Raw genomic sequence first — 26,684 nt, 5'->3', positions numbered from 1 at the left:
AAAGTTCTTGATGACGCAGAATGCCAAACAACCAGAATTGGCGGCAAGTACAATAACATGGATCGCCCCATTACCCAGATGGTGCAGCAGGCAGAGGCGATCAAGGCCGATCAATCGGTTCAGACCGACATTTATGTGCTGGCGATCTCGGTTACTCCACCGACTGGGTTGAAAGATGGTGTGGCGACCACGCACCGTCACTTCTACACTGCCGAGACACTTGAACGCGGGCCAGACGGTCTGAACAACGTTGACCGCATTATGTTGGCGATCAATGCCGAGGTTGAGCATGGGCCGTGTATCAGCGGTCAAGACGGCGAGTGGCGTGGTATTATTCCGGTTTATCACTTCCAATCGGTTGGTGGTCTGAGCTACCCGAACGTTGGTGAGGTGATCTTGCAAGATATTTCAACTAACAGTGTGTATCGGGCGCCGATTGTTGCCAGTACTGATGGACGGGTACGCTATACCTTCGAGTCGATCCCGCGCGGTACCTATCGCTTGCAAGCCTATCTCTTCTACCGCCACCCGCTCGATCCGCCGACCGCCGGCCCGCGAATGTACAGCCAAATCTTTAATAGCGTTTCGAGCCAGTCGGATATGGTGGTTGTGCTTGAGCCGAATGGTCAAGGCGCCGGCTTTATTACCACTATCGAACAGAACCTGCGCTTGCGTCTCAACGGTAATGTTTGTGCGGTGAATTAGCGGTGAATTAATTGAAGAGGGTTCGGGAACGGCAGCATGCTCCTGCTCCCGAACCCCGTTCCCTCTGTCTCTCCTACGCTGACGTGCAGTCGACGTCACGCTTCCACAATGCTCGCGGGGAGGTTTCCAATGATGTTTAGTCCGCGCTTGTTCCGCCCCTCTATGCTGTTGGCAGCTTTAGCCCTGATTGCGCTCATTGTGCCGACGTGGCTGCCATCGCCAGCCCGCGCGCTTGACGATGAAACTGGTACTGACCAAGTCATAGACAACTCACAAGCTGACTTCGCCAGTGGTGTCTTCCAGCGCACGGTGGTATCGGCGGCACCATCGTCGCCGACTAATCCAGACGTGGTTGGTGCGATTGAGTTAGCGCCGGTGGGTGCGCTGAACCGAAACAACTGGACCACTTCTGCAGCAGCATTGCCTCAAGCACTGAGTGATGCGCCGGTGGTGGCGTTAGGGCGATACTTATTTGTGATCGGTGGCGCGACTAGTCCGATTGCCAATGAAGAGAACCGTTCTTCTTACATCTATCGTGGTGTTGTCAATCAAGCTACCGGTGGGTTTGAGACACATGCGCCGGTTGCTCCCGGCAATGACTCGTTTACTGCCATTTCCATTCCGGCTGTTGATCCCGGCTCTGAATGTGATACACCGCTGGCTGCACGTTCACGGGCTGGTGCGGTTGCAGTGCCAGCAACGACTGGTACAAACCTTGGATACTTGTTTATTGTTGGCGGCAGTATGTATGACCAAGACTGCGCTACCTACGACTTTTCGACCAATATCGTGCAGCGAGCTACGGTCGATGCCAACGGGAATATTATATCTTCTGGCTGGAGTGCCCCATCGAGTTGGCGTTTTCCTACTCTAGATGATAGCGGCAATATCATTACGGCTACCGACTCACCTGACCTACGCGGTGTTCAGAACGTCCAACTCGTACATATCCGTACCAGCACCGGCAATGATTATATCTATGCGATTGGCGGATTGAGCATTGCGCCTAGCCAGTTTTTGCGGGAAGATGTCTATCCGCATGTCTTCTACACCAAGGTTGGCGCTAACGGCAATCTCGTCCATCCGACCGGTGCGTCGACACAGACGGTCTGGCAAAAGTTAGCCAATTTGCCGTTTCCTTTGCACTCCGGTACGGCTATCGCTGCGTACGCCACCAGTGGTTCGAGCCAAAACGCAGCGATCTTTTTGCTTGGTGGCTGTACCGATGTTGAATGCAATACCTTGAATACCTCAGTTTACCGAGCTGACGTCAATCCGACTACCGGTGCGCTAACATGGACAAATCAAGTGGCGCGTGTGGGCAACAGTACACAGGTAATCAACATTCAAGGACGGCAGGGGGTAACCGGTCTCAGTTTCAACAACCGGCTATACTATGTCACCGGTTCAACCGCAACCGGCTCGCCCGGTGCGTCCGGTGCCACTGCAACCATTCCGGTTGCGATATATGGTGATGATTTCCTGCTCGAGGATTTGACCGGCAGTGGTACCTATGTTGTCGGTACCAATGAAGTAAGTGATTACGTTTTGCCATTGCCGAATAAGCGCCTCAACGCTGCGGTTGCAATTGTACCGGCGGTGCCGCCGGATAATGCTACGACTCAAGTCAATGCAGCGTGGGTGTACGTGGTTGGCGGGTCAAATGAGACCAATCAACCGACCGACACCATTTTCTTTGGTGGGGTAGGTGGTGCTAATGAGTCAACCGGTACAAACCGAGCTTCAGAGGGTTGGTACTACTCGCAACCGTTCGAGGTGCTTACAAGTGGCGAAACTTCACGGTTGCTCGCCATCAAATGGCTGACTGATCTGAATCGTCCACCATCAAACCCCGAAGCCGACATTCGGTTGCAGTTCCGAGCTGTGGTCACGAGCGGCACGTGTCGTGAGAGCGACTTCGATCCTTCAATGGCGCCAACCAATCCCTCACGCTGGCGCGATCTAGACAGTGATACTAGTTCGCAGCTGCGCTCACAGCACGGTCTCAATATCATTCGCCTGATCGATGCCTTCCCGACCGAAGAGATACAGGCGACCTGTATGCAGTACCGAGCGCAGTTCATTCAAGACCCCGGTGATAGAACATTCTCGCCAAAGCTGTACTATGTTGCAGTCGAGAAGGTGGTAGCGGCAAAGCCTGACATTTTAATCGACACCTTTGACGTTACTACTAACAGCGGTAGCTTTGCAAACATTAGCCTGACGCTACGTAATCTGCGCCGGAATAGTCTCGCTGCTACACGCAGTGTGGAGGCTGCTAGCGGTGGTGGTAGCTTCTTCGTTGATCTCTGTATTAAGCGGCGCACGAATCCATCGACACCGGAGTTGACGGCGGTACCGGCGCCGAATCCAAGCGCTGGTTCGAGCGCAACCCCCTCGTGTGCAACGGTATCAGCACAGGTGCCGAAGCATACATTGGTGCCGGGTGCAACATATACTATTCTGCTAAGTGCGTGGGTGAACTCGCAAACGAATCAGTCCGCTGATTGGAGTACGATCTTTGGTGAGCCGGGCACGTATGACATTGGGATCGTCGTTGATTATAACGTGATGGCTGGTGAAGATGCCGAAGGTCGCAGCAACAATCGTGGTGAGAACGTTTCGCCGCCCAATGGTATCATTCGCACGGTGACGATCATTGCGCCGCCGAGTCCTCCAGAGCCAAAGAATCCGAAGGTCTTTGTACCGGTGGTGTTCCGCTAACTGTATCAGTCACAGTGAATATGAACTTACTCGTCGGGGCAGCCAACGCGGCTGTCCCAATTTGTAGGTAGAACGTTAGCGCGATAGCTATGCGCTCGTGGTATGATATGGTTAATCCAAACCCCATCTATCAAAAAGTCCGGCCAGTTTTGGTATGGGTGATAACGAAAGGTTATAGCCGATGCAACCATTTGATCAGACGAAGGTCGATCAGGATTTCGGCTTTTTGTTGAAGCATTTTCGTGCCGTGTTGAAACACGTCGGCGAACATCACGTAGCTGAGGCGTTGCCGTGGCTCCGTGCTGCGCCTGATGACTCGACGATCTCAACGCGATCGTTGGTGCGAGCGTTGGGGATTGCCTTTCAGTTGTTGAATATTGCCGAAGAGAATGCAGCCGTGCAGCAGCGTCGCGTGGCCGATCGCGATCCGGATCGCCGACCTGAGACGGGGCGCTGGCGTGATGCGTTGCAGAAATTACGTTGGGCTGGCTTACGTGCGGCTGAGATCGCTGATGCGTTGCCTTCGATCTGGGTTGAACCGGTATTGACCGCGCATCCGACTGAAGTGAAACGGGCGACGGTGTTGTCGCATAATCGTGATTTATACCTGCTGATGGTGCGTCACGAAAGTCAACGCTGGTCACCGGCTGAACAGGCGGAGATTGAGGCCGAGATTGAGACAACGCTTGAACGGTTGTGGCGCACTGGTGATATCTTTCTGAACAAACCGGCGGTGCCGTCTGAAGTGCGCAATGTGTTACATTACTTAGTAAATGTCTTCCCCGATGTGTTACCGGTGCTTGATACCCAGTTGCGCTATGCTTGGGCAATGGCTGGCTTTGATCCGGAGTTGTTGGCCGATCGCTGGCCTCGGCTGAGCTTTGGCTCATGGGTTGGCGGTGATCGCGATGGTCACCCCTTGGTGACGGCTGAGATTACTGCCCAGACGCTGCGCGAGATGCGTTTGCAAGCGTTGCGGTTGGTACGTCGCCGGTTACGGTTAGCGGCCAGCCATCTCAGTATTTCTGACCTGCTCTTCCCGGTGCCGTCTGGTCTCGTCACTCAGATCAATCGCCTAGCGGCCGTTTTGGGCGAACGTGGTCAGCGTGCGATTGACCGTAATCCTAATGAACCGTGGCGGCAGGTGCTCAATTTGATGATAGCCCGCCTACCGATTGATGATGCTCCGGCTGAGGCTGCGCAATTAGTAGATGAACCTGATCGGTACCGCGATGCTGCTGAATTGTTATGTGATCTGCGTGAGTTGACGGGGTATCTGCGTGAGATTGGTGCTGATCGGTTAGCCGATGCTGAGGTTCGACCGTTGATGCAATTGGTGCAGACGTTTGGCTTTCATCTGGCTACACTTGATATTCGTCAGAACAGTCAGTTTCACGATCGGGCATTAGCCCAATTAATGGAAGTGGCAGGCTTGTCAACTGATGATCTGTTAGGCGGCGATCCTGAACGGCGGCGGGCGATGCTCGAACGTGAAGTGTCATCGCCACGACCATTTGCTCATCCTGACACGCCGCTTGGCCCGGAAGCAGAGGCAGTAGTTGGGTGCTATCGCGTGTTGGCGGCGCATATTGCCCGCCACGGAACGGCTGGAATTGGCCCGCTGATTATCAGTATGACCCGCGATGTAACTGATGTGCTGGTCGTCTATCTCCTAGCGCGCGAGGCTGGGTTAGCCTATGCTACGCCAGAAGGGTTGGTTTGTCGCTTGCCGGTCGTTCCCCTCTTCGAGACGATTGAAGACCTTGAGCGAAGCCCTCATATCTTGGCTGACATTCTCGATCATCCGGTGACACGCCGAAGCTTGATCGCTCAGGCGAACGGTGGCGAGCTTGTACAACAAGTGATGATCGGCTACAGCGACAGCAACAAAGATGGCGGGATTCTGGCGAGTCAGTGGACCCTATACCGTGCCCAACGGGCCATGGCCGAAGTGGGGCGCGCGCGTGGGGTGCGCATCCGCTTCTTCCATGGTCGCGGCGGTACTATCAGCCGGGGCGCTGGGCCAACAAACCGGTTTATCGCGATGCTGCCGCCGGGCGCTCTCGACGGTGAGCTGCGCTTAACCGAGCAGGGTGAAGTGATTGCGCAAAAGTATGCGAATCGCTTGACTGCCGCCTACAATCTAGAGTTGCTGATCGCCGGCACCACGACGCATACTCTCCTGCATCGCCGACAAAGCACTACGCCACATCCGCTTGAGCCGGTGATGGATTGGTTGGCGCAACAGGCGCGGCTTGCCTATCGCAATCTGATCGAATGCGATGATTTCATGACCTTTTACCGACAAGCCACTCCGATTGACGTGATCGAGCAAGGTCGGATCGGTTCGCGTCCGACCCGGCGAACTGGACAAGCGACGCTAGCCGATCTGCGCGCAATACCGTGGGTCTTTAGCTGGAATCAAGCCCGTTTTTATCTCCCGGGTTGGTATGGTGTGGGCAGCGCTCTTATTGCGTTGCAGCAAACCGATCCCACTGCGTGGCAACAGCTCTGCGCCGAGCAATGGAATTGGCCGCCATTGCGGTATCTCTTGGCGAATGTGGCCACCAGTTTGCAGACGGCGCACCGCGAGACAATGTATGCCTATGCCGAGTTAGTTGAAGATGTGCATATCCGCCAGCGTTTTCTCGATCTGATCGATGCTGAGTTTGAGCGAACCGAGTCAACACTAACGGCGATCTTCGGCATGCCGCTTGCCCAGCGGCGTCCGCAGGTGGCAGCGACTCTGGCTCGTCGCCAGATTGGTCTGGCGCCATTGCATCGGCGTCAGATTGCGTTGCTTAGGGAATGGCGGGCGCAGCAGGCGGCTGGTGATCCGGCTGCCGCAGAGACGCTGACCGATCTGCTCTTGTTGGTGAACGCGATTGCTGCCGGTTTGCGCACGACAGGGTAAATATGTCAACGCAAAGACGCGAAGAACCCAACAGGCGTAGAGGGTTGGGTAAGGGGTGGCTCAAGCGCGCTTAGCCGGGCCACCTCAAAATCTTGGCGCTCTCTGCGCGTTTGCGTTCAACCATCGTCGCGCCTGTGCAGTCTCTCCGTCTTTGCGTTTCAGTCCTCGTCGCCTTTACCAAACACAAGCCGTCTGGGGCCAGTTTGCTTGCCCGTGAGCCGGGCTGCCAGCGCGGGCAGATAGGGCAGCACGAGTGCGGCAAGCGCTGCCAATAACAATCCCAGCGAGAGCGGTCGGGGCACAAATACACTCAGATCGCCTTGGCTAATCGCAAGTGCGCGGCGGAATTGGGCTTCAGCTAACGGCAGCAAAATCAAGCCGAGAATGGCCGGCCCTACCGGTAATTGGAAACGACGCATGAAGAAACCGATGACACCAATTGCGTACATCAGCAACACATCGATAAAGCTATTGGCCATGCTATAGACGCCTAGCGTGCCAAATACCAGAATCCCGCTGTAGAGCAGTGGACGCGGGATGGTTAGTATCTTAACCCATATCCGGATCAACGGTAAGTTAAGGATCAACAGCATCATATTCCCAATATACAAGCTGGCGACAAGTGTCCATACAAGATCAGGCGCTTTTTGAAACAGCAATGGACCCGGTTGCAAGTTGTAGATCTGAAAAGCTGCGAGTAAGATAGCTGCCGTAGCTGAAGTAGGTAGACTAAGGGTAAGAAGTGGTACTAATACACCAGAAAAAGCAGCATTATTGGCGGCTTCAGGGCCAGCAACACCTTCAATAGCGCCATGTCCCCACTCTTCTTTGTGCTTTGAGAGGCGCTTTTCTATGGTATAACTGAGAAACGTTGGGATTTCAGCACCGCCTGCCGGCAAGGCTCCTAGTGAGAAACCGATCAATGCGCCACGCAGCCATGCCGGCCACGAACGCTGCCACTCTTCACAGTTCATCCAGATCGATGAGCGCACACTAAGAATCTCTTCTTTAGAATGACGTAGTTGGGACGCGACATATAGCGCCTCACCGACGGCAAACAATCCAACCGCCACAACCACGACATCAATGCCATCGAGTAGTTCGACGATCCCGAAGGTCATCCGTACCTGTCCAGACAAGATATCGATTCCAATCAGTCCAAAGAAGAGGCCGATGAAGAGACTGATCATACCGCGGATCACCGATGATCCGACCAGCGCAGTGACACTAACAAATGCCAAGACGGTCAGCGCAAAGTAATCAGCAGGTTGGAAGAGGAGTGCAACTCGGGCCAACAGTGGTGCGACAAACGTCAACAGGATTGGCGAGAGAGTGCCGGCGACAAACGAACCAACGGCCGCAGTAGCCAATGCTGCACCAGCTCGGCCTGATTTTGCCATTGCGAAGCCTTCGAAGGTGGTTGCTACTGATGCCGATTCGCCCGGCGTGTTCAACAAAATCGATGTTGTTGAGCCACCGTCCATGCCGCCGTAGTAAATCCCAGCAAACATAATGAGAGCGCCGGTTGGATCAAAGTTATAGGTGAGCGGCAGCAGCAATGCGACGGTCAATACCGGGCCAATGCCGGGCAAGACCCCAATCGCAGTACCGATAGTTACGCCAATTGCAGCCAACAGAAGGTACTGTGGCGTTAATACGTTGGCAAAACCGGAAATGGCTGATAACATCCACTATCCGTCCCTACAATAGAGCGCCTAGCAGACCGGCAGGCAAGCGAACTCCAAGCAGACGGGTGAAGGTTACATAGATCACGACACTGATGACTAACCCGACCAGTGTATCGCGACGCAGTCGTGGACTACCGAGCACACGGCTACTTAAGGGGAAAAAGAGAGTAGTCGCGATCACATAGCCCAACGGCGACAGTATTGCTGCATAGGTGATGAGTATACCCAACAACAACAGAGTTGTTGACCAGTCGGTGCGCTGTTCTTCGGCAATGATGTCTTCAATCAATGCCCGATCTGGGATCACAGTGGCACGCAGAAAAAACAGTGTGCCGAAGAAGAGACAGCCGGTACCAACGATGATCGGGAAGACACGCGGCCCGACCACTGTAAAACCGGCGCTTTGACTAATAGATGGGGTCTGAGCAAGGATCATCCCTCCCAGACCCAGTATTGCTAATGCTGCTAACCGCAGGGTGAGCAAAGTACGTGCTCGATGATTCATTGCACTAATCCGAGATCGCGCAACACTCCGCCAATGCGCGTCATCTCGTTATTTAAAAACGAATTGAACTCATCACCGGTGCGGAAGAAATCGCTCCAGCCATTTTTGGCGAGCGCATCTTGCCACTCTTTGCTGGCATGCATCTTTGCAAATGTAGCGATGATGGCGGCACGTTGTTCGGCTGTGAGGTCAGGTGCGCCAAAGACAGCGCGCCAATTCATCAGCGCCACATCGACGCCGGCTTCTTTCAAGGTTGGCGCACCAACGCCTTCTATGCGCTGTTCACTCGAAACAGCCAGCATGCGCATCGTGCCAGCGGCCACCTGCTCGGCGAACTCGGACACTCCAGAGACGCCTGCCGTCACTGCACCAGAGAGGATCGCTGCGGTTGCCTCACCACCACCCGAATAGGCAATATAGTTGACTTGGTTCGGAGCAACGCCAACAGTTTTCGCAATGAGGCCTACCAAAATATGATCGGTGCCACCGGCTGAACCACCGCCCCATACGATAGCAGTCGGGTTAGCCTTAAAGTCGGTGATCAGTTCTTGGAGCGTTTGATATTTCGAGTCGGCAGGCACGACGATCGCTTCAGCTTCGGCGGTTAGGAGGGCAATTGGTGTCACCTGTGACAAGCTAACCGGTGCTTTGTTGGTTTGAATTGCACCAACCATCACCAATCCGCCAACCATCAGCTCGTGCGGCTTACCCTTTGCCTCGTTGACGAATTGGGCGAGACCGATGGTGCCGCCAGCGCCACTGACATTGTAAACCTGCACCGTCTGACCAGTAGTGGCTGACAGCGCAGCTTGCATTGCGCGGGCCGTGCTATCCCAGCCGCCGCCGGGTGACGCTGGTGCCGTAATGTTGATTGACTGCGTTGGATACTGAAACGTTTGCGAAGTGGAAGTGGCTTAGTTGCCACATGCGCTGATCAGCATCGCAATCAGGAATACGATGGGTGCAAGGCGACGCATGGCATATCCTTTCGCATATCTATATCTCTCAGGAAGAAACGCTGCTTGTTATATCACAGATGGTTTAAAAATTACCAAGATCAGGAGTGAGATGACAGGTTATTTGGTGTTATAATATCAGGTCGTCAAACTGATACGAAGTCTAGGTCTTTATATGGAACAGATCTTTGAAAAGCTGCAAGCCGATGTGTTACGCGCTGTCCAGCAGATTTACAGTGAGGCGCAATTCTCGCTAATACGTAAACCCGCTTATTGGTGGCATGTGTTTGAGCAAGTGATGGTGGTTGGAATGATTGTCTTTTTTTTGCTTTCCTTGATAGTATTGCTGTGGCCATTACAGATAGACTTTCCTTTTCTGGCAATATATCCGAATAAATTACGGAATTTTTTGCTTGTTGTAATCGCTTTCTTTGTGTCATTAAGTATCGTCATAATCTTGCCTGCACTCTTGATTGATTGTGTAAAATCAGCAAAAATACGAGTGCGTTTGAGACAAATTTGTCTAATCAGTTTGTATCCAAGTGGATTTGGTACTGCTCAGTGGTTCATAAACAGTTTGTTTTTTGAACAGCTAGATATAATGAGATTGGTTATTTCGTGGATAGTGCTATCCAATACGATTAGTTTGTCTATCACAACTATCATAGTTTGGCTTTCCTCGCTAAGATCATATATTTTTTTCTTTGTACTCGATTGGCCAGTTAATAGAGAGCGAGAAACTTTCGTTCCTTCATTTGATCAGATCGTGTTTCGAGTTATTGAACAAGTCAAGGATAGGATTAGCGATCTGCGGCTTGATCAGATCAACTATCTACAAGGAATGGCTCAACGCAAGCAGGCCAGTCTTGGCGTGCAATCGCAAACTGTGGCTTCGATTGTCGCTACGTTCAGCCTATTTGGATTGGTAGCACTGCTCTTTACCCAAGAAGAGGTACGTGCTCTGCTTGGTCTTGCTGAGCAGATGCTTGGTGATGAATTCAGGGGTTTGATGATTGGTATAGCTACATTGTTTCTTTTGGGGATCGCTATCTTTCCACTATACTACTTTTTTCGCATACTGGTCACCTTGCGTGTACTTGATATTGTGATCGAGTTGCTTGAAATGCGTATCAGGGAGCTGCAAGCTAGAGCAGTGGCCGATGGCGAGTTTGTGCTGCACAATGGTATTTACGTGCCACAGCGATGGCAACGACAGAAAGGATAATAAACGCAAAGATACTGAGACGCAAAAACACTGATATGTTTTTTCACCGTCTATCCTTGCATCTACGCATCATAGCGTTTCCTTCTCATATGCCGTTACGCTACCGCACCCCACGAGCTAAACGTTCACCAGCGTGACGCGCACCAATAATGTTACGCGCTACCGGGCCAATCTCTAGTTCGGCAAGGGGGCCGGTGACGTACAAGCCCGGCGCCCACTGCAGATCGGGACCAACGATCGGGTAGCCGCACGCAGCAATTGGTAGCCCGACTGTCGCAATCGTTTCGTCGAGCCACGGCTGGCCGGGCCGTTGGGGAAGGAAGCCGGTGGCGAGAATGATCGTATCTACCGTCAGTGATTGCTGGTTAAGCGAGAGTGTGAACGCACCATCGCGGTATATCACTGCGGATACCTCGTCGATCATGATCCGTAACCGCTGTTGCTGTGCAGCGCTCGTTACGGCTTGTGCCAACTCTACCGGCATTGTGCCCGGCAAACGGGCGCCGGCAATCATTGCCCGGCGTCGGCTAGGGTCAGGTTCGGCATGGAACCGACGCAACTCTTTTGGCCCCATCCAGCCCGGTGGGCTATCGAAAGGTGCAATCTGAATTGGTCGGCGCATCACAAGCGTAACGTTGGCGGTTTGGCTGAAGGTGAGTGCCGCATGACCAGCGCTGATACCGCCACCAATAATCGCAACCGTGCTTCCCGGAGTGATGCAACGACGGTCGAAGCTAGGTTCGTAGAGGTGATAGATCGGCGCACCGGTAGCGCGGGCCGTGTGCGCCCATGCTGGCCAGCGTAGTTGTTCGCCGATACTCAAGGCTAGGATAACGTTGTGCGCTACAAGCGTACCGTGATCGGTTTCAACCTGCCAGTCGTTGGCATGCCGGCGTAATCCGCATACGCGGCCACGTAGGGTGATGTCGGCGAGACGGTGCTGCTCGATGAGGGTTTGGCTGTGGGCGTTGAAGATGGCAAGCGAAGGTCGCTGGTAACGACCATGAAAATGGTGCGGTTCGGCGTTACTACGCTGGGCAAAGCGGAGCAGATCGTAGGGGTCGGGCGCAAGGTGATGCACCATCGTCGAGCGCAGATATTGCATGCCACACGCGGCTGTGCAGGCTTCCCAACGTGCTAGCAGTCGATCGTGCGGATCAACGATCCTGATGCGTTCGGCGGCAACCCCGCACCGTTCGCGCAGGACAAGCGCAAGGTGAACGCCATGGATGCCGCCACCGATAATAAGCCAGTCGAGAGCCATATTATTTACGACGTTCAACGTCGCGGAGGGTCAGCCCGCGATCGCGAAGGGCCTGAAGGAGACCTTTGCGCTCGATTTCACGCAAGGCAGCCGCCGACAATTTGAGACGCACAAAGCGCTGTTCTTCTGGTACCCAAATCCGGTGCTCTTGAACGTTGGGTAGCCAGCGCCGATTGGTGCGGCGTTTCGAGAAGGAGACATTGTGACCAAATGAAGGTGCTCGACCAGTCAGATCGCAGCGACGTGACATAAAACCTCCGTAGCGAAGGGTAAAGGCACAAAGAACGCAACGGGCGCAGCGAGTTGGGTAAGAGGTGGCTCAAGCGCGCTTGGCGGGGCCACCGCAAAATCTTCGCACTCTTGGCGTTCTTGGCGCCTTTACGTTCAACTATTGTCGCACCTTTGCTCGCTCTACGCCTTTCCTATAACGTGATCACCTGATCGGGCGGATTACCGGCCAGTGCTGCATAAAGATCGGGGAAGCAACCAACTTGCACACCGGCCACTGTACCGGTCGTTTGACAATTGCCCGGCTCACCGACCGCAAGCCCGCGCTCGAGCGCACACTGATCGCACATCATCAGCAAGATGCCTTGCTCGGCAGCCACTTTTGCCAACCGCTCACCCATCGGGTCGCCCGCCCGAAGCAGATACGTGTTGTCATCAAAGAAAAACATACCAATGACCTGCGCACCATGGGTGCCGGCTTCAAGCTGCGGCAGGATCATCTTGCCAAGTTTGTAACTAGCAGTGTGGCCGGATGTAGCGAAGATATAGGCGACTTTCATACGCTAGTGCCCTTCCTTTCGATAGAGAAAACGTGCAAAAACGGCAACAACCATTGGAGTGTATTATGCCATTTCGTCATCGAACGCAAACGTAACGTCCCAACTACCAAACGGGTCCGGGAAAGCCACCCAACCAGCCGGGCCAAGCGCCATTTCCTCGTCGGTGAGTAAGCAGGCTGCGAGTCGTGCGCGCAAGGCGGCTTCATCCATCTCTTGCCCAATCACAACCAGCTCTTGGCGACGATCACCCCATTGCTCGTCCCAAATCGCAGCAAGTGCTGCCTGCTCGGTCGGATCATCCGGCTGCTCATCGCTCGCTGCCCACCACCAGCCACCCGGCTCGATCCGGCAGGCAGCGCCGGCCTGTGACCAAAGGCCGCACTGGTTCATCCGGGTTGCCAGCCAAAAGATGCCTTTCGAGCGCAACACACCGGGCCATTCGTCGTGCAAGAGATCCCAGAGACGTTGGGGATGGAAAGGGCGACGAGCGCGAAAAACAAAGCTACTGATACCGTATTCTTCCGTCTCGGGGGTATGCTCGCCGCGCAGTTCTTTCAACCAACCCGGCATCTGCGCTGCTCGCTCGAAGCTGAAGAGACCGGTGTTGAGAATCTGATCGAGCGGTACTTGGCCGAACGTGCTACGAATAATGCGCGCTTCCGGGTTGAGTTTGTGCAAGAGCGCTTCCAGCCGGTCGAGATCGTCGGCAGCGACCAGATCGATCTTGTTGAGTACAATCACGTCGGCGAATTCAACCTGTTCGATCAGCAGATCGACGACAGTGCGATCATCTTCGTCACCACTCGCTAGGTCACGATCACGCAATTCATCGAGTGAAAGCAGATCGCGGGGAAAATTGTAGGCATCGACGACCGTTACCATCGTATCGAGACGGGCCATCTCGCCGAGTGACGTACCATCAGGGCTGGGAAAGGTGAAGGTCTCGGCGATCGGCAGCGGTTCAGCAATGCCGGTTGACTCGATCAACAGATAGTCGAAACGACCTTCCCGCGCTAGTCGGGCTACTTCAACTAAGAGGTCTTCGCGTAGGGTGCAGCAGATACAGCCATTGGTCAGCTCGACGAGCCGCTCTTCGGTACGGCTCAGGGTTGCTGCGCCGGTGCGCACCAACTGTGCGTCGATGTTGACTTCGCTCATATCATTGACAATGACTGCAACGCGCAGGCCGGCGCGATTAGCGAGTACGTGATTAAGCAGGGTGGTCTTGCCGCTACCGAGAAAGCCAGAGAGCACCGTCACTGGTAAGGGTCGAGATGGGGACTGGTGTTGGCTCATAGTGATACAAGGTATTAATTATTTCGGGCGAAAAGAAATGCCGCTATAGGCGACAGCGTCAAAATGATACCTTATATCAAGAAAGTTGTCAAGCAAGCGCGATTGCGGACAAGACACTTTTGAGGAAGATGGTTGGCGCACTCAATGGAGATTGCTGCGGGTGGACTAGGCAATGTCCCATTGTCCAGCCACACTCTCACAATGACAAAAGCTGTCCTCGCCGTCCTTAGGCTACCGCAGCGAGGGCAGCTTTGGAAGAAGAATTACCGTTATTTTACCACGGCCCCTAACCCGATCACCCAACGCCAACCAAAAGCTGGGCCAGAATGATCTTGGCAATGGTCGCGGTAGGATAGACCATCGCGTAGCCAATATTAGGCGCTTCGTTCCCGGTTTGTTCGTTGGCAAAGGCGAGCACCGCCGGTTGGGTTTGCAAGCCGGCGAGCATGCCGGCCAGCAGGCTAAATGGGATGTTGAGCAGCTTGTAGCCGATAAAGAGAGTGGCAAATGCCACTGGAATAGTGATGAGCGCGCCGCCGAGGAAGAGCAAGAGGCCGTTGCCTTGAGTGAGGGTCGTGACAAAGCTGTAGCCGGAGCGGGTACCAACACCGGCGAGGAAGAGGGTCATGCCAACTTGACGTAAAGTCAAATTAGCGCTATACGGAAGGCTCCAGACGATCGGGCCGGTGCGTCCGCGCCAACCCAAAAAGAGAGCGACAATCAGCGGCCCGCCGGCCAACCCAAGCGAGAAGCTGCCGCCGCCGGGCAGTGGGAAGGGAATCAGGCCAACCAGCATGCCGAGCGCCATACCTAGCCCTAGCGAGACCACGTCAACCTCAGCCAGCGAGCGGTACGAGTCGCCGAAGAAATGGGTCACGCGCTCCATATTGTCGCGCTGGGTAACGACGCGCACGCGGTCGCCAAGTTCAAGCGTCGTGTCACCGTGCGGCAAGAGTTCAGCATCACCTCGGCGAATGCGCGTAATGACTGCTCCCATTGTGGAAGGGAGGTGCAAGTCACGCAATGGTACGCCTACCACCTCTGGGTTTGAGACAAAGATGCGGCGGAAGTCAAGGGTATGCCGGTCGAGTTCGAGCTGTTCAGGATTCGGTTCGCCCAAAACTGTGGTAACCCGCTCAACCGCTTCAGGTGAGCCGACAATATTGATGAGATCGCCGGGATGCAATTGGGTCGTGCTGGTAGCAAGTTCGGTCTGACCATTGTGTTGCCACCGGCTAAAGATCACATTCCACTTGTTCTGCTGCACCAATTCGGCGATCGTCTGACCAGCCACTGCTGGGTTAGTCACGCGGATGGTGCGGTTAACCAAATGCTCACCGACGGTGCCGAGTTCGCGCAATTGTTGGGCTTCGCGCTCGAAATCAACCTGCCAGAGCCGGCGGGTGAGATAGACAGCGAGAATCATGCCGAGCACACCAATCGGGTAGGCCACTGAATAGCCAACGACTGGCTCGGCGCGAAGCGCTTCGTCGGCGCCGAGTTGGGTAAGCTGTTCAATCACCGCCGCTAGCGCCGGGGTGTTCGTTAAGCTGCCAGCGAACAAACCGGCAGTTTGAGCGCCATTGAGACCAAGGATGGTGCGGATCGCGAGGGCAATCCCAGCGGCTGCGAGGAGTACACCGCCAATAAACAGGTTGTTGCGCAACCCACGTCGGCGGAGCGAATTGATGAAACCGGGGCCACTGCTAAGACCGACGGTGTAGACAAAGATGACAAGGCCCAGCAAGTAGATAATATCGGGCAGCCGTAGCCGTTGGTCGATGGCGCCGAAAGCTAGCCCAACGAAGAGTACGGCAGCCACACCGAGACTTACGCCGCCGATGCGGATGCGCCCGATGAGGTAGCCGATCGCCGATACGGTAAAGAGGAGAAGGAGCGGGTTGCCTGCCAGAATGTCAATCATACGGTTGCTCGCTTAGTGAAGCGTGATCAGACTGGGATCACGCGGGTGATAAACTCGTCACATCCCGCCGTGTATGGTATCATGCAAGTATCAACGCACAGTTAAGAAAGAGGGATCGTATGATTACTGAAGAGATGGTGCGTGCTGCACTGAAGAATGTTGTTGATCCTGAGATTGGCCTTGATGTGGTGAATCTCGGTTTGGTCTACCGGATCGATATTCTCGACGGCGGGAAGACGGTCGATATCGATATGACGCTGACGACGCCAGCCTGCCCGGCTGGGCCGCAAATTCTGCAACAGGCGCAGCGGGAGGTTATGGCGTTGAGCGAGGTCTACAAAGAGCTGGAAAATGTCAAGATTAACCTTGTCTGGACGCCCTTCTGGAATCCATCAATGATGTCAGAAGAGGCGCGTGAAGAGTTGGGCTTCTTCTAGCGGGTATAGCGAATGGCCGGTTTTAGTGGCGCCGGCCATTCGTTCCATTATAGACAGCATGCAATACAAGGAGGTATTGTAATGTCAACTATCGCCCCACCCGCTTTGCCGGCCTATACCGAAGAAGATCATGCGGTCTGGGCAGCGCTCTGTGCCCGCCAAGTTCCCCGGCTTGAACGGTACGCCTGCCGCCTGTTCCGCGAAGGATTCCGCCAGCTCAACCTCGATCTCGAACGTCTGCCCGATCCGGCGCAGGTGAGCGAGCGGTTAGCCAGCTTTACCGGTTGGACGTTGTGCGATGCTCAGAACGAGTATCTCAATCCAACCGAGTGGTTCGAGCATATTGCCGAGCGGCGTTTCCCGGTGACCAACTACATTCGACGCATGGATGAACTGGATTTCACGCCGATGCCAGACTTGTTTCACGAGTATATCGGTCATCTGGCCTTCTTCACCGATCAGCGCTTTGCCGAAATTGCGCAGGCGTTTGGCCCGCTCTACTTTGCCGGCGACGAACGGCAGCGACTAGAGATTGCCCGGCTGTGGTGGTATAGCATCGAGTTCGGCTTCATTCGTGAAGATGGCGAACTGCGCGCGTTTGGCGCCGGTTTGCTTTCGTCAATTGGTGAACTCGATCATGCATTTGCACCGGATACGCCGCGGGTTCCTTTCGATATCCGGCGGGTGGCTAACACACCCGGCGCAGCGTATGCAATGCATGAAACCTACTTTATTCTGGAAGATTTGGAGCACGTTGCTGCGATCTTGCGTGAATACGCGATAATGGAAAGTCTGCCGCCAGTGATGGTGTGAGCTGGATCACCCTACCCGTTACTCATGTTTCCATTGCAGAAGGCGCGTAGCTTCTCCCCTGCTCTACCGTTTTGTCCGAGTCTGTGAACAGTTGAGACGCCATCCCTCCTGCTCACGCAAGTGAACCGGGAGGGAGCGTCTGAGGGAACATAGCAGTTTCCCAATCCACCCCTCTCATTGCCAGAACGCGGTACAATGAGTTTATGATTAATCAGGAAGACTCGCTTATTGAGCAGCCTGCGCAGATTGATATCGCCACGTGGCTTCATCTTGTCACGGCGATTACCAATGCACAGCAACTGGACGAACTGGAACGCGTGGCGCTCGCCGTCTGCAAGATCGCGTTGCCTCGGCACCGGGTGTCGGTAATGTGGATCGGCCAAGGTGAACCGGCGTGTAATCCAGAAGTGGCGGTGCGAGTGTTAGGGAATACCGAACAGTATGGTTGGCTCATCCATCAACCGGCTGAGCTAACAGCCACCGAAACTGCGGTGGTGCAGGCGGTTGAACGATTGATCAGTGTTGGGTATGAACGAGTATTACAGCATTCTAAACGCCAACATTGGCGGCAACGCTTGCGTTTCGAGGTAGAGGTACTGCGCGACTGCGACGATCCTGATCTGATTTGCCGACAGCTTAGCCAAGTAATCGGTGAACTGATGGGTTCGCCGGTCGATCTTGGGGTAGTCGTTCCGTTCAAGCGTAGTACATGGCTTGAGTTAATCGCACAATATCGTGCTCAGCCCATGTCAGACAAGCAGCGGTTTTGGTCGGTTGATACCGATCTCAGCAGTGTCGTGATCAAGCGTGGTGTGCCGATTAGTTCGGTGGCGTATCTTACCGATTGTATACACTATAATGTTCGCCCCCATCCTGATCACAATACTGCCGAAACAGCGCCGACGTACTGGGTTGGTTCCCCGATTCGCTTTGCCGGCGAAACCCTAGGTGCAGTATACCTGTGTAGTAATGCAATCGAAGCGATCAGTGAAGCGCAGCGGCAATTAGCAGATGAAGCAGCATACTATGCTGGCTACTTGCTGCGACCGATCCTGCTGCGGCGCGCAGTGCAGGAGGAGCAAGAGCGGCGTGAAGCGTGGGCAGACATTGTGGCCGCTAGCGTGCACGTGGTAGATCTAGATCGGACGTTGCAGGCCATTCTCGATACGAGTTGTCGCTTACTTGATGTGCTTGGCGGAGGTCTGTTTCTGTTTGATGAACAGCAGCAAGTGCTCGTTTTTCAGTACGCCTCTGGCCCCCAACCGCACAAATTGTTGGGATTTCGGCTACCGCTTACCCATGGCCTCATTGGTCAATCATTTGCCTCTGGCCAACCGATCATTGTGAACGATGCGGTGCAAGATCCGCGCCGTAGTTATACGCTTGATCAGACTATTGGTGTCTCGTGTTATAACCTGATCGTCGTACCGTTTACGACACCTGCTGGGGTGCGGGCTGCATTGCAGTACATCAACCGTCGGCGAGGTGCGCCATTTAATGAAGAGGATATCGAGCAAATTAGGGCAGTTACGGCTCTGATCGGTCTCGTTCTCGATCGCTCACAGCAACTAGCACAGGTTGAGACCAGTATTATCCAACACGTGCGCGATCTTGATCGACGAAATGCCGATCTGCTTTCAGTACTGGCGCTCAATCGTGAATTGCTCAGTGCATCATCGCAAGAACAACTCTTCCAGTTGATCGTTGATACCATCAGTCAGCGAATGCAGTTTCTCGGTGCGGCACTCTTTGTAAACCGTCGTGAGCACAGTAGCCACGCGATGCTGGAGTGTGTGGCGACAACCGGCGCGCTGGCTAATGAATTCTCGATCGGCTCCTATCTTTCGGCAAGCCGGTTAGATGTGTTAGCAAACGAGTGGTCATTTGGCGAGCATTGTTTCTTGCTCAATCGCCGGAGCCAGACATTTGCTAGGTTGTTTGATCTACCGTTACCGTCAGGTGAGCAATGGCTCGATTTTGGTGCGACGAGGTGGACTGCTGATGATCTGCTCGTCACGTTTTTGCGCGCTGCCAATCGTGAAGTGCGGGCAGTGTTGCTGCTTGATCAACCGGTGAGCGGGCAGCGGCCTGAGATCGCCGATCTCCAAGTCTTGAGCATTTACGCGAGTATTGCCGGGGCAGCGATTGATATGGCACTGTTGCGGGATCGCCAACAGCAGAGCCTTGCCCGCCTAACTGCATTGAATGGCTTGGGAATGGTGATCCATTCTCAGTCACTACCGCAGCCGCAAATATTGGAAATGACGGCACGGGGCATGATCGAGATTGTGGGCGCCAAGTGGGCGCAGATCGTGCTATTTGACGCAGACCGTGATGAGCTGCGGATCGAGCGCACGATCGGCGTCTGCTTATTGAACCGCGATGTCGTGATCACGCTCGCCCGGCGCGCAATTATCAACCGGCAGCCTGTCTTCCGTTCGGCAACGACGATTGCGGTCCCATTGCGTGGCACGCAGCGCATGATTGGAGTGATTGTCGTTGGTGGGGATCACTCGCTCGACTCGACCGATGTTGAAATATTGCTGTTGTACGCTAGCCAAACGGCGGTTGCTATCGAGAGTATGCGCTTGTTGGAAGAGGTGCGACGCGGACGTGATAATCTGGCGCGAGCTATGGCAGCAGTGGAAGATGGCTTACTGCTCTTTGCTGCGGATGGATCGGTGATTATCGCTAATGAGGCGTTTTGTCGGTTAGCGCACACAACAGCGTGGGAACCGCCGTTGCAGCACATCAGCGGTACGTTGCTTGACGAGCTGTTGATGCAGTGGGCGGCGCAGCGCTCGATCGATCAAGCTGCGATCATGCGGCTACAACGATCGCTCACCATGGCTAATGCACAGGGTGAGTTGGCGAGCAGTGATGGTATCTTCGCATGGACACTGACTCAGGCGGGTGATCTATCGTCTGACCATACCCAGATGTTCTTGCTGACCATTCGTGATATTACGGCGGCCAAGAAAGCTGAGCTGTTGCGGGCGGATTTAACGCACATGGTGATTCACGATCTGCGCCAGCCATTGAGCAGCATTATGCTGGCCTTCGAACAGTTGATGAGTGAATTGGGCGAACTGTTGACGGAACGCCAGCAACAGGCGGTGCGCATTGGTCAGAACAGCGCCCGACAATTGCTCAATTTGGTGAATACGATGCTCGACATTGGGCGGCTTGAGAGCGGCCAAATGCCGCTTGATCGCGGGCCGGTACCGGTTGAAACTCTAATCGAGCGCGTGATTGATCCGTTTGCTATCCAAGCCCAGTTGAAGGGAGTGCAGGTATTGCATCGAGTCGATCCGCAAATGCCGATGTTGTATGCTGACAGTGTTATTGTTGCACGAGTATTGCAGAATCTGCTTGATAATGCACTGAAATTCAGCCCACCTAGAACTACCATCACGATTGAGGTAGAGGTTGCACCGGCCCACGGCTCCGATCAGAAGATCATCGTTTCAGATGAATTGATCGTAACCATCCCCGGTGATCGGGTAGCGCATATTGTCGTGCGTGATCAAGGGCAGGGAATTCCGTCGGAAGATCAGATCCATATCTTTGATCGGTTTCGCCAAGCTGGCCGGCAGCGGAGTGAAGGCAGCGGATTGGGATTAGCGTTCTGCCGGTTGGCGGTCTTGGCGCATCAAGGAACGATTTGGGTGGAGAGTGAACTTGATCGCGGCAGCGCGTTTCATGTCACGCTGCCGCTGGCCGAGATTAGTGGTGAGTAGCGTATTAGGCGCCGAGCAGTTGTTGCCGCGTTTCGGCAACGAACCGTTGCAGGCGTTCAGGATCGGGTTTATCGGTCGGTAAGATCAAGATAAAGTGACTAAAGATCTCTGAGCGATCCCGTAGCAGATCGAGCCAGTCAGCTTCGGGGTATTCTTGGCGGAACGCTTCTAGATGGACATTGGCAAACGCGCGCAGCGGTTCGGCGGTGTCGGGCGTGAGGTGGGCGGCTGGGCCGGCGAGGTAGTAGTTAGGTTGGCTACTGCCGATCGGCGTATCAACCGGCACCAGATGGCCAACGATCACCTCATCGAGTTCGAGGCGCAGCGAGGCGTGGCTGTCAGCCAAGATGACAAGATCGCCGGTTAAGAGGTCGCGCAGATTGGCGCCGGCGTTAGGCCGCAGTCGTTCGACGCGATAGGGCCGTAACCGCACATCAACCCACGCTGGCAATAATTGGCGTTCAAGATCGCCGAGATTGCTCTGATCTAGATTCGCCGCTAGCCGCGCGACCAACGTGTGCCCATCGGCTTGGCGGTAATCAAACGCAAACCAGACCATAAACCGGTCGGCGCCGTACCCTTCGCGTTCGTTTAATTCGGCCAACTGCTCAAACTGATAACGTCCGTTCCAATAGCGATCAAACGCAGCGCGGAGATCGGCGGCGTCTGCCTCGGTTGCGAGGGTCAAAATACGCTGGAGCAAATTGTCTTGGGCGTTGCGCAAGCGCAACTGCTGGCTGCGCCATTCTTCTTCTTTACGTAAATGACAGTCTTTGTATTTACGGCCACTGCCACAGTAGCAAGGATCGTTGCGGCCAAGTTTGAGTGCTCTGGGTCGGCTCATTGGATGTCTCTCCTTTGTTACACGCAAAGATGCAAAGAGGGCCAACGCAAAGGTACAAAGAACGCAAAGAGTAATATTGGCACGAGCATGTTAGGCCGTCCATACCTTGGCATCGGTGCGCATTTGCGTTTTCACGCGATACTCATCGCTAGTCGCATCCCCAAAAACTGGTTGCGCATAGTCGGTTGTAGGCGAAAACGACACGCGCAGCGTGCGTAGCCCTGTGGGTTCGCATAACAACCGCCGCGTAAAATCCGCCGTCCCGGCGCACGAAGGTCTTCGCGTCCGTCATCAGGCCGGTAGGGGTACGGCAGATCGAGTGAAGCTGTCCACTCCCAAACATTCCCAGCCATGTCTTCAATCCCGTAGGGGCTGCGTCCATCAGGGTAAGCACCGGGTGGATTGGGTGCAGCACGTCCACTCTCGCGGGTGTTTGCGAGATGGGGATAAAACTCGTCGCCCCATGGAAAGCGGCGACCATCGGTCCCGCGTGCTGCGTGTTCCCATTCAGCTTCGGTGGGAAGGCGAAATTGGAGGGAGGGCGATGGAAGCGGCTGACCACTGGCATCAATGAAGCGCACAGCCAGATCGTTTTGGCGATTCAGCCATACGCAAAACGCCTGCGCTTCGTGCCAGTTAATATCGGTGACCGGCAAATCGGTCATCATTGGCGGCGGAATCGGGCCGCGCCAGATCGGTGGTGGTGGTACAACGCCGGCGGTGACAGCGAAGGCGTAGAGTGTGGTGCTGACCGGGGTTTGAGCGATAGCAAATGCCGGCAGCGTCACGTCGTGTTGTGGCGTCTCTTCGTGGTAACTCTCGCGGGTACCGCCGTAGCGCCGGGCAAGCTCGCTGGTTTCACGGGCCGGCGTGCCCATCGGAAAGGTTTGGCCGGGTACGACGATCATCACCGGCAAGAATTCAGACAATGGATTCATCGTTGATAAATACGATTGAGCCGATCCAATTCGCGCTGGTAGATCGTCTCGGCGAAATGTTCAATGGCGGTAACGTTTTGTAGCGCTTCGTAACCGCGCAACAGGAAGGTGTGAACGGTACCGATCCCGGCGAGGCGGGCGACGAAGTGGGAACGGCGGAGGGCCAAGCCGAGGATAGGTGAGCGCGACAACTGGAAGACATTGTACAACGAACTTCTGACGAGGGTTAATTGGCGGAAGCGCTCGTCATACTTATCGGCCAGCCGGTAAAAGTATTCATAGGTAAGCTCATCAAAGTCGGTGCCGATATCGGCGGCCAGCATCCACTGGGCCAGATCCTCATCAAGCTGATAGGTGAGTTCGAGCAATTCTAGCACCTCTTCCAGATCGCGGAGGCGGACGCCGGGCAGGATGCCGAGAAAATGGTGCAGCCGGCGTCCCTCTTGGTCGCGTTGGCTAAAATCGCGCGGGCCGTACATTTCGTTGAAGAAAAACTCGCCGAGCGGCTCATACTCCGGCACTTCCGACAGATCGCGGTAATCGCGACGGAGGCGATTCGACTGGAAGATTTGCAACGCAATCCGATACTGGCGCAGCGTATTCATGGCAGGCGTTCGAGTTGGGCGCGGGCGCGTTGGCCCCATTCGCTAGTTGGTTCGCGAGCGATCAGGGTCTGGTACGCGGCGCGGGCGGCAGTGAAATTGGCCTGATCTTCAGCGATCAGACCGCTGTAGAACATGGCTTCGCTGTAATCGGGATTCAACGTAATCGCCTGCTGGATGGCTTGCAGCGCACTCGCATTGCGACCTTGGGCATAGTAGGCGCGGCCCAACCAATAATGCGCTTCGGGAAAGTTGGGTTGGAGAGCCACCGCCCGATTGAGATCACGGACAGCTTGGTCGTAATCGTTGGCGCGAATGGCTAAGAGTGCGCGCCGGTAAAAACTCTCGGCAATGCGATCGTTGGCGCTGATGGAAGCATCGTAAGCGGCGCGGGCTTCGCTGAACCGGCCTGCCTCTTGCAGAAGTTTGCCCCGAAAGAGGTGGGCTTCAGCGTAGTTGCTCTGCTGCCGGATCGCCTGTTCAACCGTTTGCAATGCTTCATCAGCGTGGCCCAGCGCGTATTGGGTTTGGGCCATACCCAGCAACGCCTCCGGATACTGTGGTTGTAGGGCCAATGCGCGCTGGTATGCAGCAAGGGCGCGGGCCAATTGACCGTTGCGCAGCAGCGCCTCGCCGAGCCAAAACTGGGCCGTTGCGTTAGTATCGCCACCCGGCAAATTGGCCGCCGTTTCAAAGTACGCAAGGGCAACACCCCAATTGCCTTGCCCGCCGGCCAGTTCGCCTAACCCGATATGAGCAGCGATCGATTGCGGATCAATCGCCAGCGTCTGCCGATAGGCCTCTTCGGCTGCAGCCGGATCATTTCGGCGACGCGCGACATCGGCCAGCGTCAGCCAAGCGTTCGCGCGCGCAGCAATCGCTTCAGGATCAGCGCGATTCGCTGTTTGTTCAAGCGTGCGACGGGCTGCTTGCGTCGCCGCATCAAGCCGGTTGCCGGCAAAGTAGGCGCGGGCGATCAATTGGCGGGCTGTCACCGAGTCGGGTTGCAGGGTAAGCGCACGCTCAAGCGCTTGAATCGCGACTGTCGCGGTGTTGCTGGCTAGGGCCGCTTGACCAATAGCAATCAACCGGTTGAGGTCATTGATGCCTTGGGTCAGCGCAATCCGGTACTGCTCGATCGCGCGATTCGGTTGGTTAAGCGGGCCTTCGTACAACTCGGCCAGCTTCAGGCGCGCATCGAGATTTCGATCATCAAACTCAATCGCATTGCGCAGCATGCGTTCAGCCGAATTCAGATCACCCAATCTGATATACGTTTCGCCCAACTCGAATGCGGCGACGGTCGAACGTGGTTCGAGGATCAGTGCGTCGCGGTAGACCGCAGCGGCTTCAGCCGGCAGACCGGCATCGTTATAGAGCCGGGCCAGCTCGATGGCGGCCTCGGCGTTGGTCGTAGCGAGAGGGACGAGGAGGCGTTCAGCTTCGGCGAATCCGCTTGCACCGCTGCGCCGGAGTGTCCGACTCAGATTAATGATCGTGTACGGCGATTCTTGCCAAGCGACAAGGGCGCGCCAATGGTCGATCGCCGCCGGCCAATCGCCATCGCCTTCGGCGAGGCGGGCAAGCGCTAGATGGGCCGGAAAGAAACGGTTGTTGCGTTCCAACGCAGCGCGAAACAACGCCAAGGCGCCGGCCCGGTCGTTGCGCGCCAACGCTACCTTGCCAATGCCGGCATACCCATCAGGCAACTGCGGTGCGAGATCAATGACCTGTTGATAGGTCTGCGCAGCTTGGTCAAACTGCTTATCAATCCGCAAGGCAAAACCGAGTGCGAGCAAGATCGCGACATTATCAGGTTGTTGATCGCGCAGTTGGCTGAGCGTTTCAATGGTTGGATTAGCCGGGCTTGCCGCACCAAAGAGCGCTCCGATCAACTGGCTGGCAGGGTTGGGCGCATTGCGGCCTTCGACCGCTTGTAACGCTGCATCAATCAACGCAAGGGCAAAGCGCTGGCGGCGCGCGGTTGCTTCACTCTGCTCAGCTTGGCCGGTGGCCATCAAGCCGGTACCGGGAAAGATGGCCGCTTCGCTGGCGGCTCGTTGGCGCCACAGACTCACCGAGCGGTTGCTAAGCTCAGTTGCGGTGCGCAGTTGGTCACGGACACTGCGCAGCTCGGCGGCAGGCGGCAACGGATCGGCGGTTTCCAGCGCCCAGTAGAGCGGGCCAGCCAGCGGCAGCAAGCGTTCCAGATGAATCAGTGCGCGCTCTTCGGTGAGGGTCGCGTTGAGTCGCGTCTCAACCGATGCGCGGATAGCGATGGGTGTGCGCGCCAGCAGCACCGTTTTGGCCGGTGCAAGCTGGTTGAGCGCCATTGCTGCATCGTCGAGTTGGCCACTTTCGCGGTAGGCAGTAGCAATGAGAAGTTCTAAATCGGGATGCGCCGGCAGTAGATTGCGCGCTTGTTCGAGGTCAGAGACGGCGTCGCGCGCGCGCTGTTCGCGCAACGCCCAAAGCGCCAGATTGACGCGCAATTGGCCGAGATCGCGGCCATCGAGCAGATCGATTGCTTCGGCGAAATAACGTGGCGCATCGGGATGGCGGGTGTCGAACAAAATAGCGCCGAGATTGTTGGCAACCAACGCCCGCTCGCCATCTGCGAGCGTAAGCGCGGTCTGATACTCAGTCGCGGCGGCGGTGTACCAGCCACGAGCCCATAGCAGATTACCGCGCAGCAATTGGGGCAAGAGTGGCGACAACTGCGGATGAAGGTCAAGCAAGCGGTGAAGCTGATCGATTGCCAGATCAGCTTCACCGTGGTGATAGGCAGCTAAGGCGAGCAGGTAAGGCGCGAGGGCGGCTTGACCACTAATAGGCGCGGTGCTCAAGGAAAATCGGTTAGGGAGCGCGAAGCGAATGGCAAAGCTCTGCCATGCTTGCGAAACATCAATATTGTGGGGGAGATAGATCAATTCTGGCCGCAAGCTGGGACTATCGATCATTCCGCCGGGTTCGACAGTGCCCCAGACTAACACATCGGCATTGTTTTGCTGGGCCAGCGCCAACGCTTCGGCGCTATTGGTCGGGCGGGTGGCGCTGGTAATGACTTGGACGAGGTTCCCCCCTTGGGCGCGGAGTTGGCGCGCCAGCGCGCCGGCGATCTGGGAGCCGGTGCGGTTATCGTGATCGGCAAAGGGAGTAATTACAATCACAAAGCGCGGATCAGAGGGGCGAAGGAGCAAAAAGATGCTTACCGCGATGCCAATCAAGGCCAGTATAATCAACAGTCGGCGCCAGTGGCGTCCATGCCGGCGCTGTTCAGGATGATCGTCGCTTTGTTCGATAATGCGCTCTGTTCGCGTC

Annotated in this window: 18 protein-coding genes and 1 pseudogene; 7 read left to right on the top strand and 12 right to left on the bottom strand. The window is 55.4% G+C overall.

Annotation, left to right across the window (positions count from 1 at the left end):
• The 3 genes and pseudogenes from Q1A59_RS09585 to Q1A59_RS09575 all read left to right on the top strand — a co-directional run.
• Nucleotides 1-705 (top strand): annotated as a pseudogene (locus Q1A59_RS09585) (VWA domain-containing protein); the annotation flags it as partial.
• A 129-nt stretch (nucleotides 706-834) separates the two neighbouring features.
• A complete protein-coding gene (locus tag Q1A59_RS09580; protein ID WP_299644908.1) occupies nucleotides 835-3,429 on the top strand; it encodes a hypothetical protein in 2,595 nt (864 codons plus the stop codon).
• 181 nt (nucleotides 3,430-3,610) lie between these two features.
• The gene (locus Q1A59_RS09575; RefSeq protein WP_298403646.1) at nucleotides 3,611-6,343 is read left to right on the top strand and encodes a phosphoenolpyruvate carboxylase; all 2,733 of its coding nucleotides are present in this window, start codon (nucleotides 3,611-3,613) and stop codon (nucleotides 6,341-6,343) included.
• Nucleotides 6,344-6,501: 158 nt separating this feature from the next.
• Here the strand turns inward: Q1A59_RS09575 and Q1A59_RS09570 are convergent, their stop codons facing one another.
• Genes Q1A59_RS09570 through Q1A59_RS09560 form a run of 3 tightly spaced genes read right to left on the bottom strand, consistent with a single transcriptional unit; the run spans nucleotide 6,502 to nucleotide 9,351 of the window.
• The gene (locus Q1A59_RS09570) at nucleotides 6,502-8,031 is read right to left on the bottom strand and encodes a tripartite tricarboxylate transporter permease (protein WP_299644907.1); all 1,530 of its coding nucleotides are present in this window, start codon (nucleotides 8,029-8,031) and stop codon (nucleotides 6,502-6,504) included.
• A 13-nt stretch (nucleotides 8,032-8,044) separates the two neighbouring features.
• Entirely contained in the window at nucleotides 8,045-8,536 is a 492-nt protein-coding gene (locus tag Q1A59_RS09565) for a tripartite tricarboxylate transporter TctB family protein (RefSeq protein WP_298403640.1), read from the bottom strand.
• Entirely contained in the window at nucleotides 8,533-9,351 is an 819-nt protein-coding gene (locus Q1A59_RS09560; RefSeq protein ID WP_298482965.1) for a tripartite tricarboxylate transporter substrate binding protein, read from the bottom strand. The genes Q1A59_RS09565 and Q1A59_RS09560 overlap by 4 nt, the downstream gene beginning before the upstream one ends.
• A gap of 316 nt (nucleotides 9,352-9,667) precedes the next feature.
• Here Q1A59_RS09560 and Q1A59_RS09555 point away from each other — a divergent pair, with 316 nt between their 5' ends.
• A complete protein-coding gene (locus Q1A59_RS09555; protein WP_298403635.1) occupies nucleotides 9,668-10,717 on the top strand; it encodes a hypothetical protein in 1,050 nt (349 codons plus the stop codon).
• Nucleotides 10,718-10,817: 100 nt separating this feature from the next.
• Here the strand turns inward: Q1A59_RS09555 and Q1A59_RS09550 are convergent, their stop codons facing one another.
• The 5 genes from Q1A59_RS09550 to Q1A59_RS09530 all read right to left on the bottom strand — a co-directional run bounded on the left by Q1A59_RS09550 (nucleotide 10,818) and on the right by Q1A59_RS09530 (nucleotide 15,989).
• A complete protein-coding gene (locus tag Q1A59_RS09550; protein WP_298403633.1) occupies nucleotides 10,818-11,981 on the bottom strand; it encodes an FAD/NAD(P)-binding protein in 1,164 nt (387 codons plus the stop codon).
• 1 nt (nucleotide 11,982) lies between these two features.
• Nucleotides 11,983-12,231, bottom strand: a complete 249-nt coding sequence (gene rpmB, locus Q1A59_RS09545; RefSeq protein ID WP_298403632.1) for a 50S ribosomal protein L28 — start codon at nucleotides 12,229-12,231, stop codon at nucleotides 11,983-11,985.
• A 172-nt stretch (nucleotides 12,232-12,403) separates the two neighbouring features.
• The gene (locus tag Q1A59_RS09540) at nucleotides 12,404-12,769 is read right to left on the bottom strand and encodes a SaoD/DsrE family protein (RefSeq protein WP_298403629.1); all 366 of its coding nucleotides are present in this window, start codon (nucleotides 12,767-12,769) and stop codon (nucleotides 12,404-12,406) included.
• 63 nt (nucleotides 12,770-12,832) lie between these two features.
• Nucleotides 12,833-14,065: a zinc metallochaperone GTPase ZigA gene (zigA, locus tag Q1A59_RS09535; RefSeq protein ID WP_298403626.1), complete on the bottom strand. Its 1,233-nt coding sequence runs from the start codon at nucleotides 14,063-14,065 to the stop codon at nucleotides 12,833-12,835.
• Nucleotides 14,066-14,360: 295 nt separating this feature from the next.
• A complete protein-coding gene (locus Q1A59_RS09530; protein ID WP_298403623.1) occupies nucleotides 14,361-15,989 on the bottom strand; it encodes an aspartate:alanine exchanger family transporter in 1,629 nt (542 codons plus the stop codon).
• 119 nt (nucleotides 15,990-16,108) lie between these two features.
• Between Q1A59_RS09530 and Q1A59_RS09525 the strand changes: the two genes are divergently transcribed.
• The 3 genes from Q1A59_RS09525 to Q1A59_RS09515 all read left to right on the top strand — a co-directional run bounded on the left by Q1A59_RS09525 (nucleotide 16,109) and on the right by Q1A59_RS09515 (nucleotide 20,979).
• Complete coding sequence (locus tag Q1A59_RS09525) at nucleotides 16,109-16,426, top strand: metal-sulfur cluster assembly factor (protein WP_298403621.1); 318 nt, start codon at nucleotides 16,109-16,111, stop codon at nucleotides 16,424-16,426.
• An 81-nt stretch (nucleotides 16,427-16,507) separates the two neighbouring features.
• Complete coding sequence (locus tag Q1A59_RS09520; protein ID WP_298403619.1) at nucleotides 16,508-17,239, top strand: amino acid hydroxylase; 732 nt, start codon at nucleotides 16,508-16,510, stop codon at nucleotides 17,237-17,239.
• Between the two features lie 203 nt (nucleotides 17,240-17,442).
• Nucleotides 17,443-20,979, top strand: coding sequence for a GAF domain-containing protein (locus Q1A59_RS09515; protein ID WP_298403617.1), 3,537 nt, complete (start codon nucleotides 17,443-17,445; stop codon nucleotides 20,977-20,979).
• 4 nt (nucleotides 20,980-20,983) lie between these two features.
• Here the strand turns inward: Q1A59_RS09515 and Q1A59_RS09510 are convergent, their stop codons facing one another.
• The 4 genes from Q1A59_RS09510 to Q1A59_RS09495 form a co-directional block, all read right to left on the bottom strand.
• On the bottom strand, nucleotides 20,984-21,823 hold the full coding sequence (locus Q1A59_RS09510; protein ID WP_298403615.1) for a YecA family protein: 840 nt from the start codon (nucleotides 21,821-21,823) through the stop codon (nucleotides 20,984-20,986).
• A 131-nt stretch (nucleotides 21,824-21,954) separates the two neighbouring features.
• Nucleotides 21,955-22,761: a formylglycine-generating enzyme family protein gene (locus tag Q1A59_RS09505; RefSeq protein ID WP_298403613.1), complete on the bottom strand. Its 807-nt coding sequence runs from the start codon at nucleotides 22,759-22,761 to the stop codon at nucleotides 21,955-21,957.
• Nucleotides 22,758-23,366 (bottom strand): FFLEELY motif protein, encoded by a 609-nt coding sequence (locus tag Q1A59_RS09500; protein WP_298403610.1) that lies wholly within the window; start codon nucleotides 23,364-23,366, stop codon nucleotides 22,758-22,760. The genes Q1A59_RS09505 and Q1A59_RS09500 overlap by 4 nt, the downstream gene beginning before the upstream one ends.
• Nucleotides 23,363-26,665, bottom strand: a complete 3,303-nt coding sequence (locus tag Q1A59_RS09495) for a tetratricopeptide repeat protein (RefSeq protein ID WP_299644909.1) — start codon at nucleotides 26,663-26,665, stop codon at nucleotides 23,363-23,365. The genes Q1A59_RS09500 and Q1A59_RS09495 overlap by 4 nt, the downstream gene beginning before the upstream one ends.
• Between the last annotated feature and the right edge of the window lie 19 nt (nucleotides 26,666-26,684).

Source organism: uncultured Chloroflexus sp. (assembly GCF_937951745.1).
Lineage (GTDB): Bacteria > Chloroflexota > Chloroflexia > Chloroflexales > Chloroflexaceae > Chloroflexus.
Note: the sequence above shows the minus strand (reverse complement) of the source record. Positions and strands in the feature narration are given on the sequence as shown.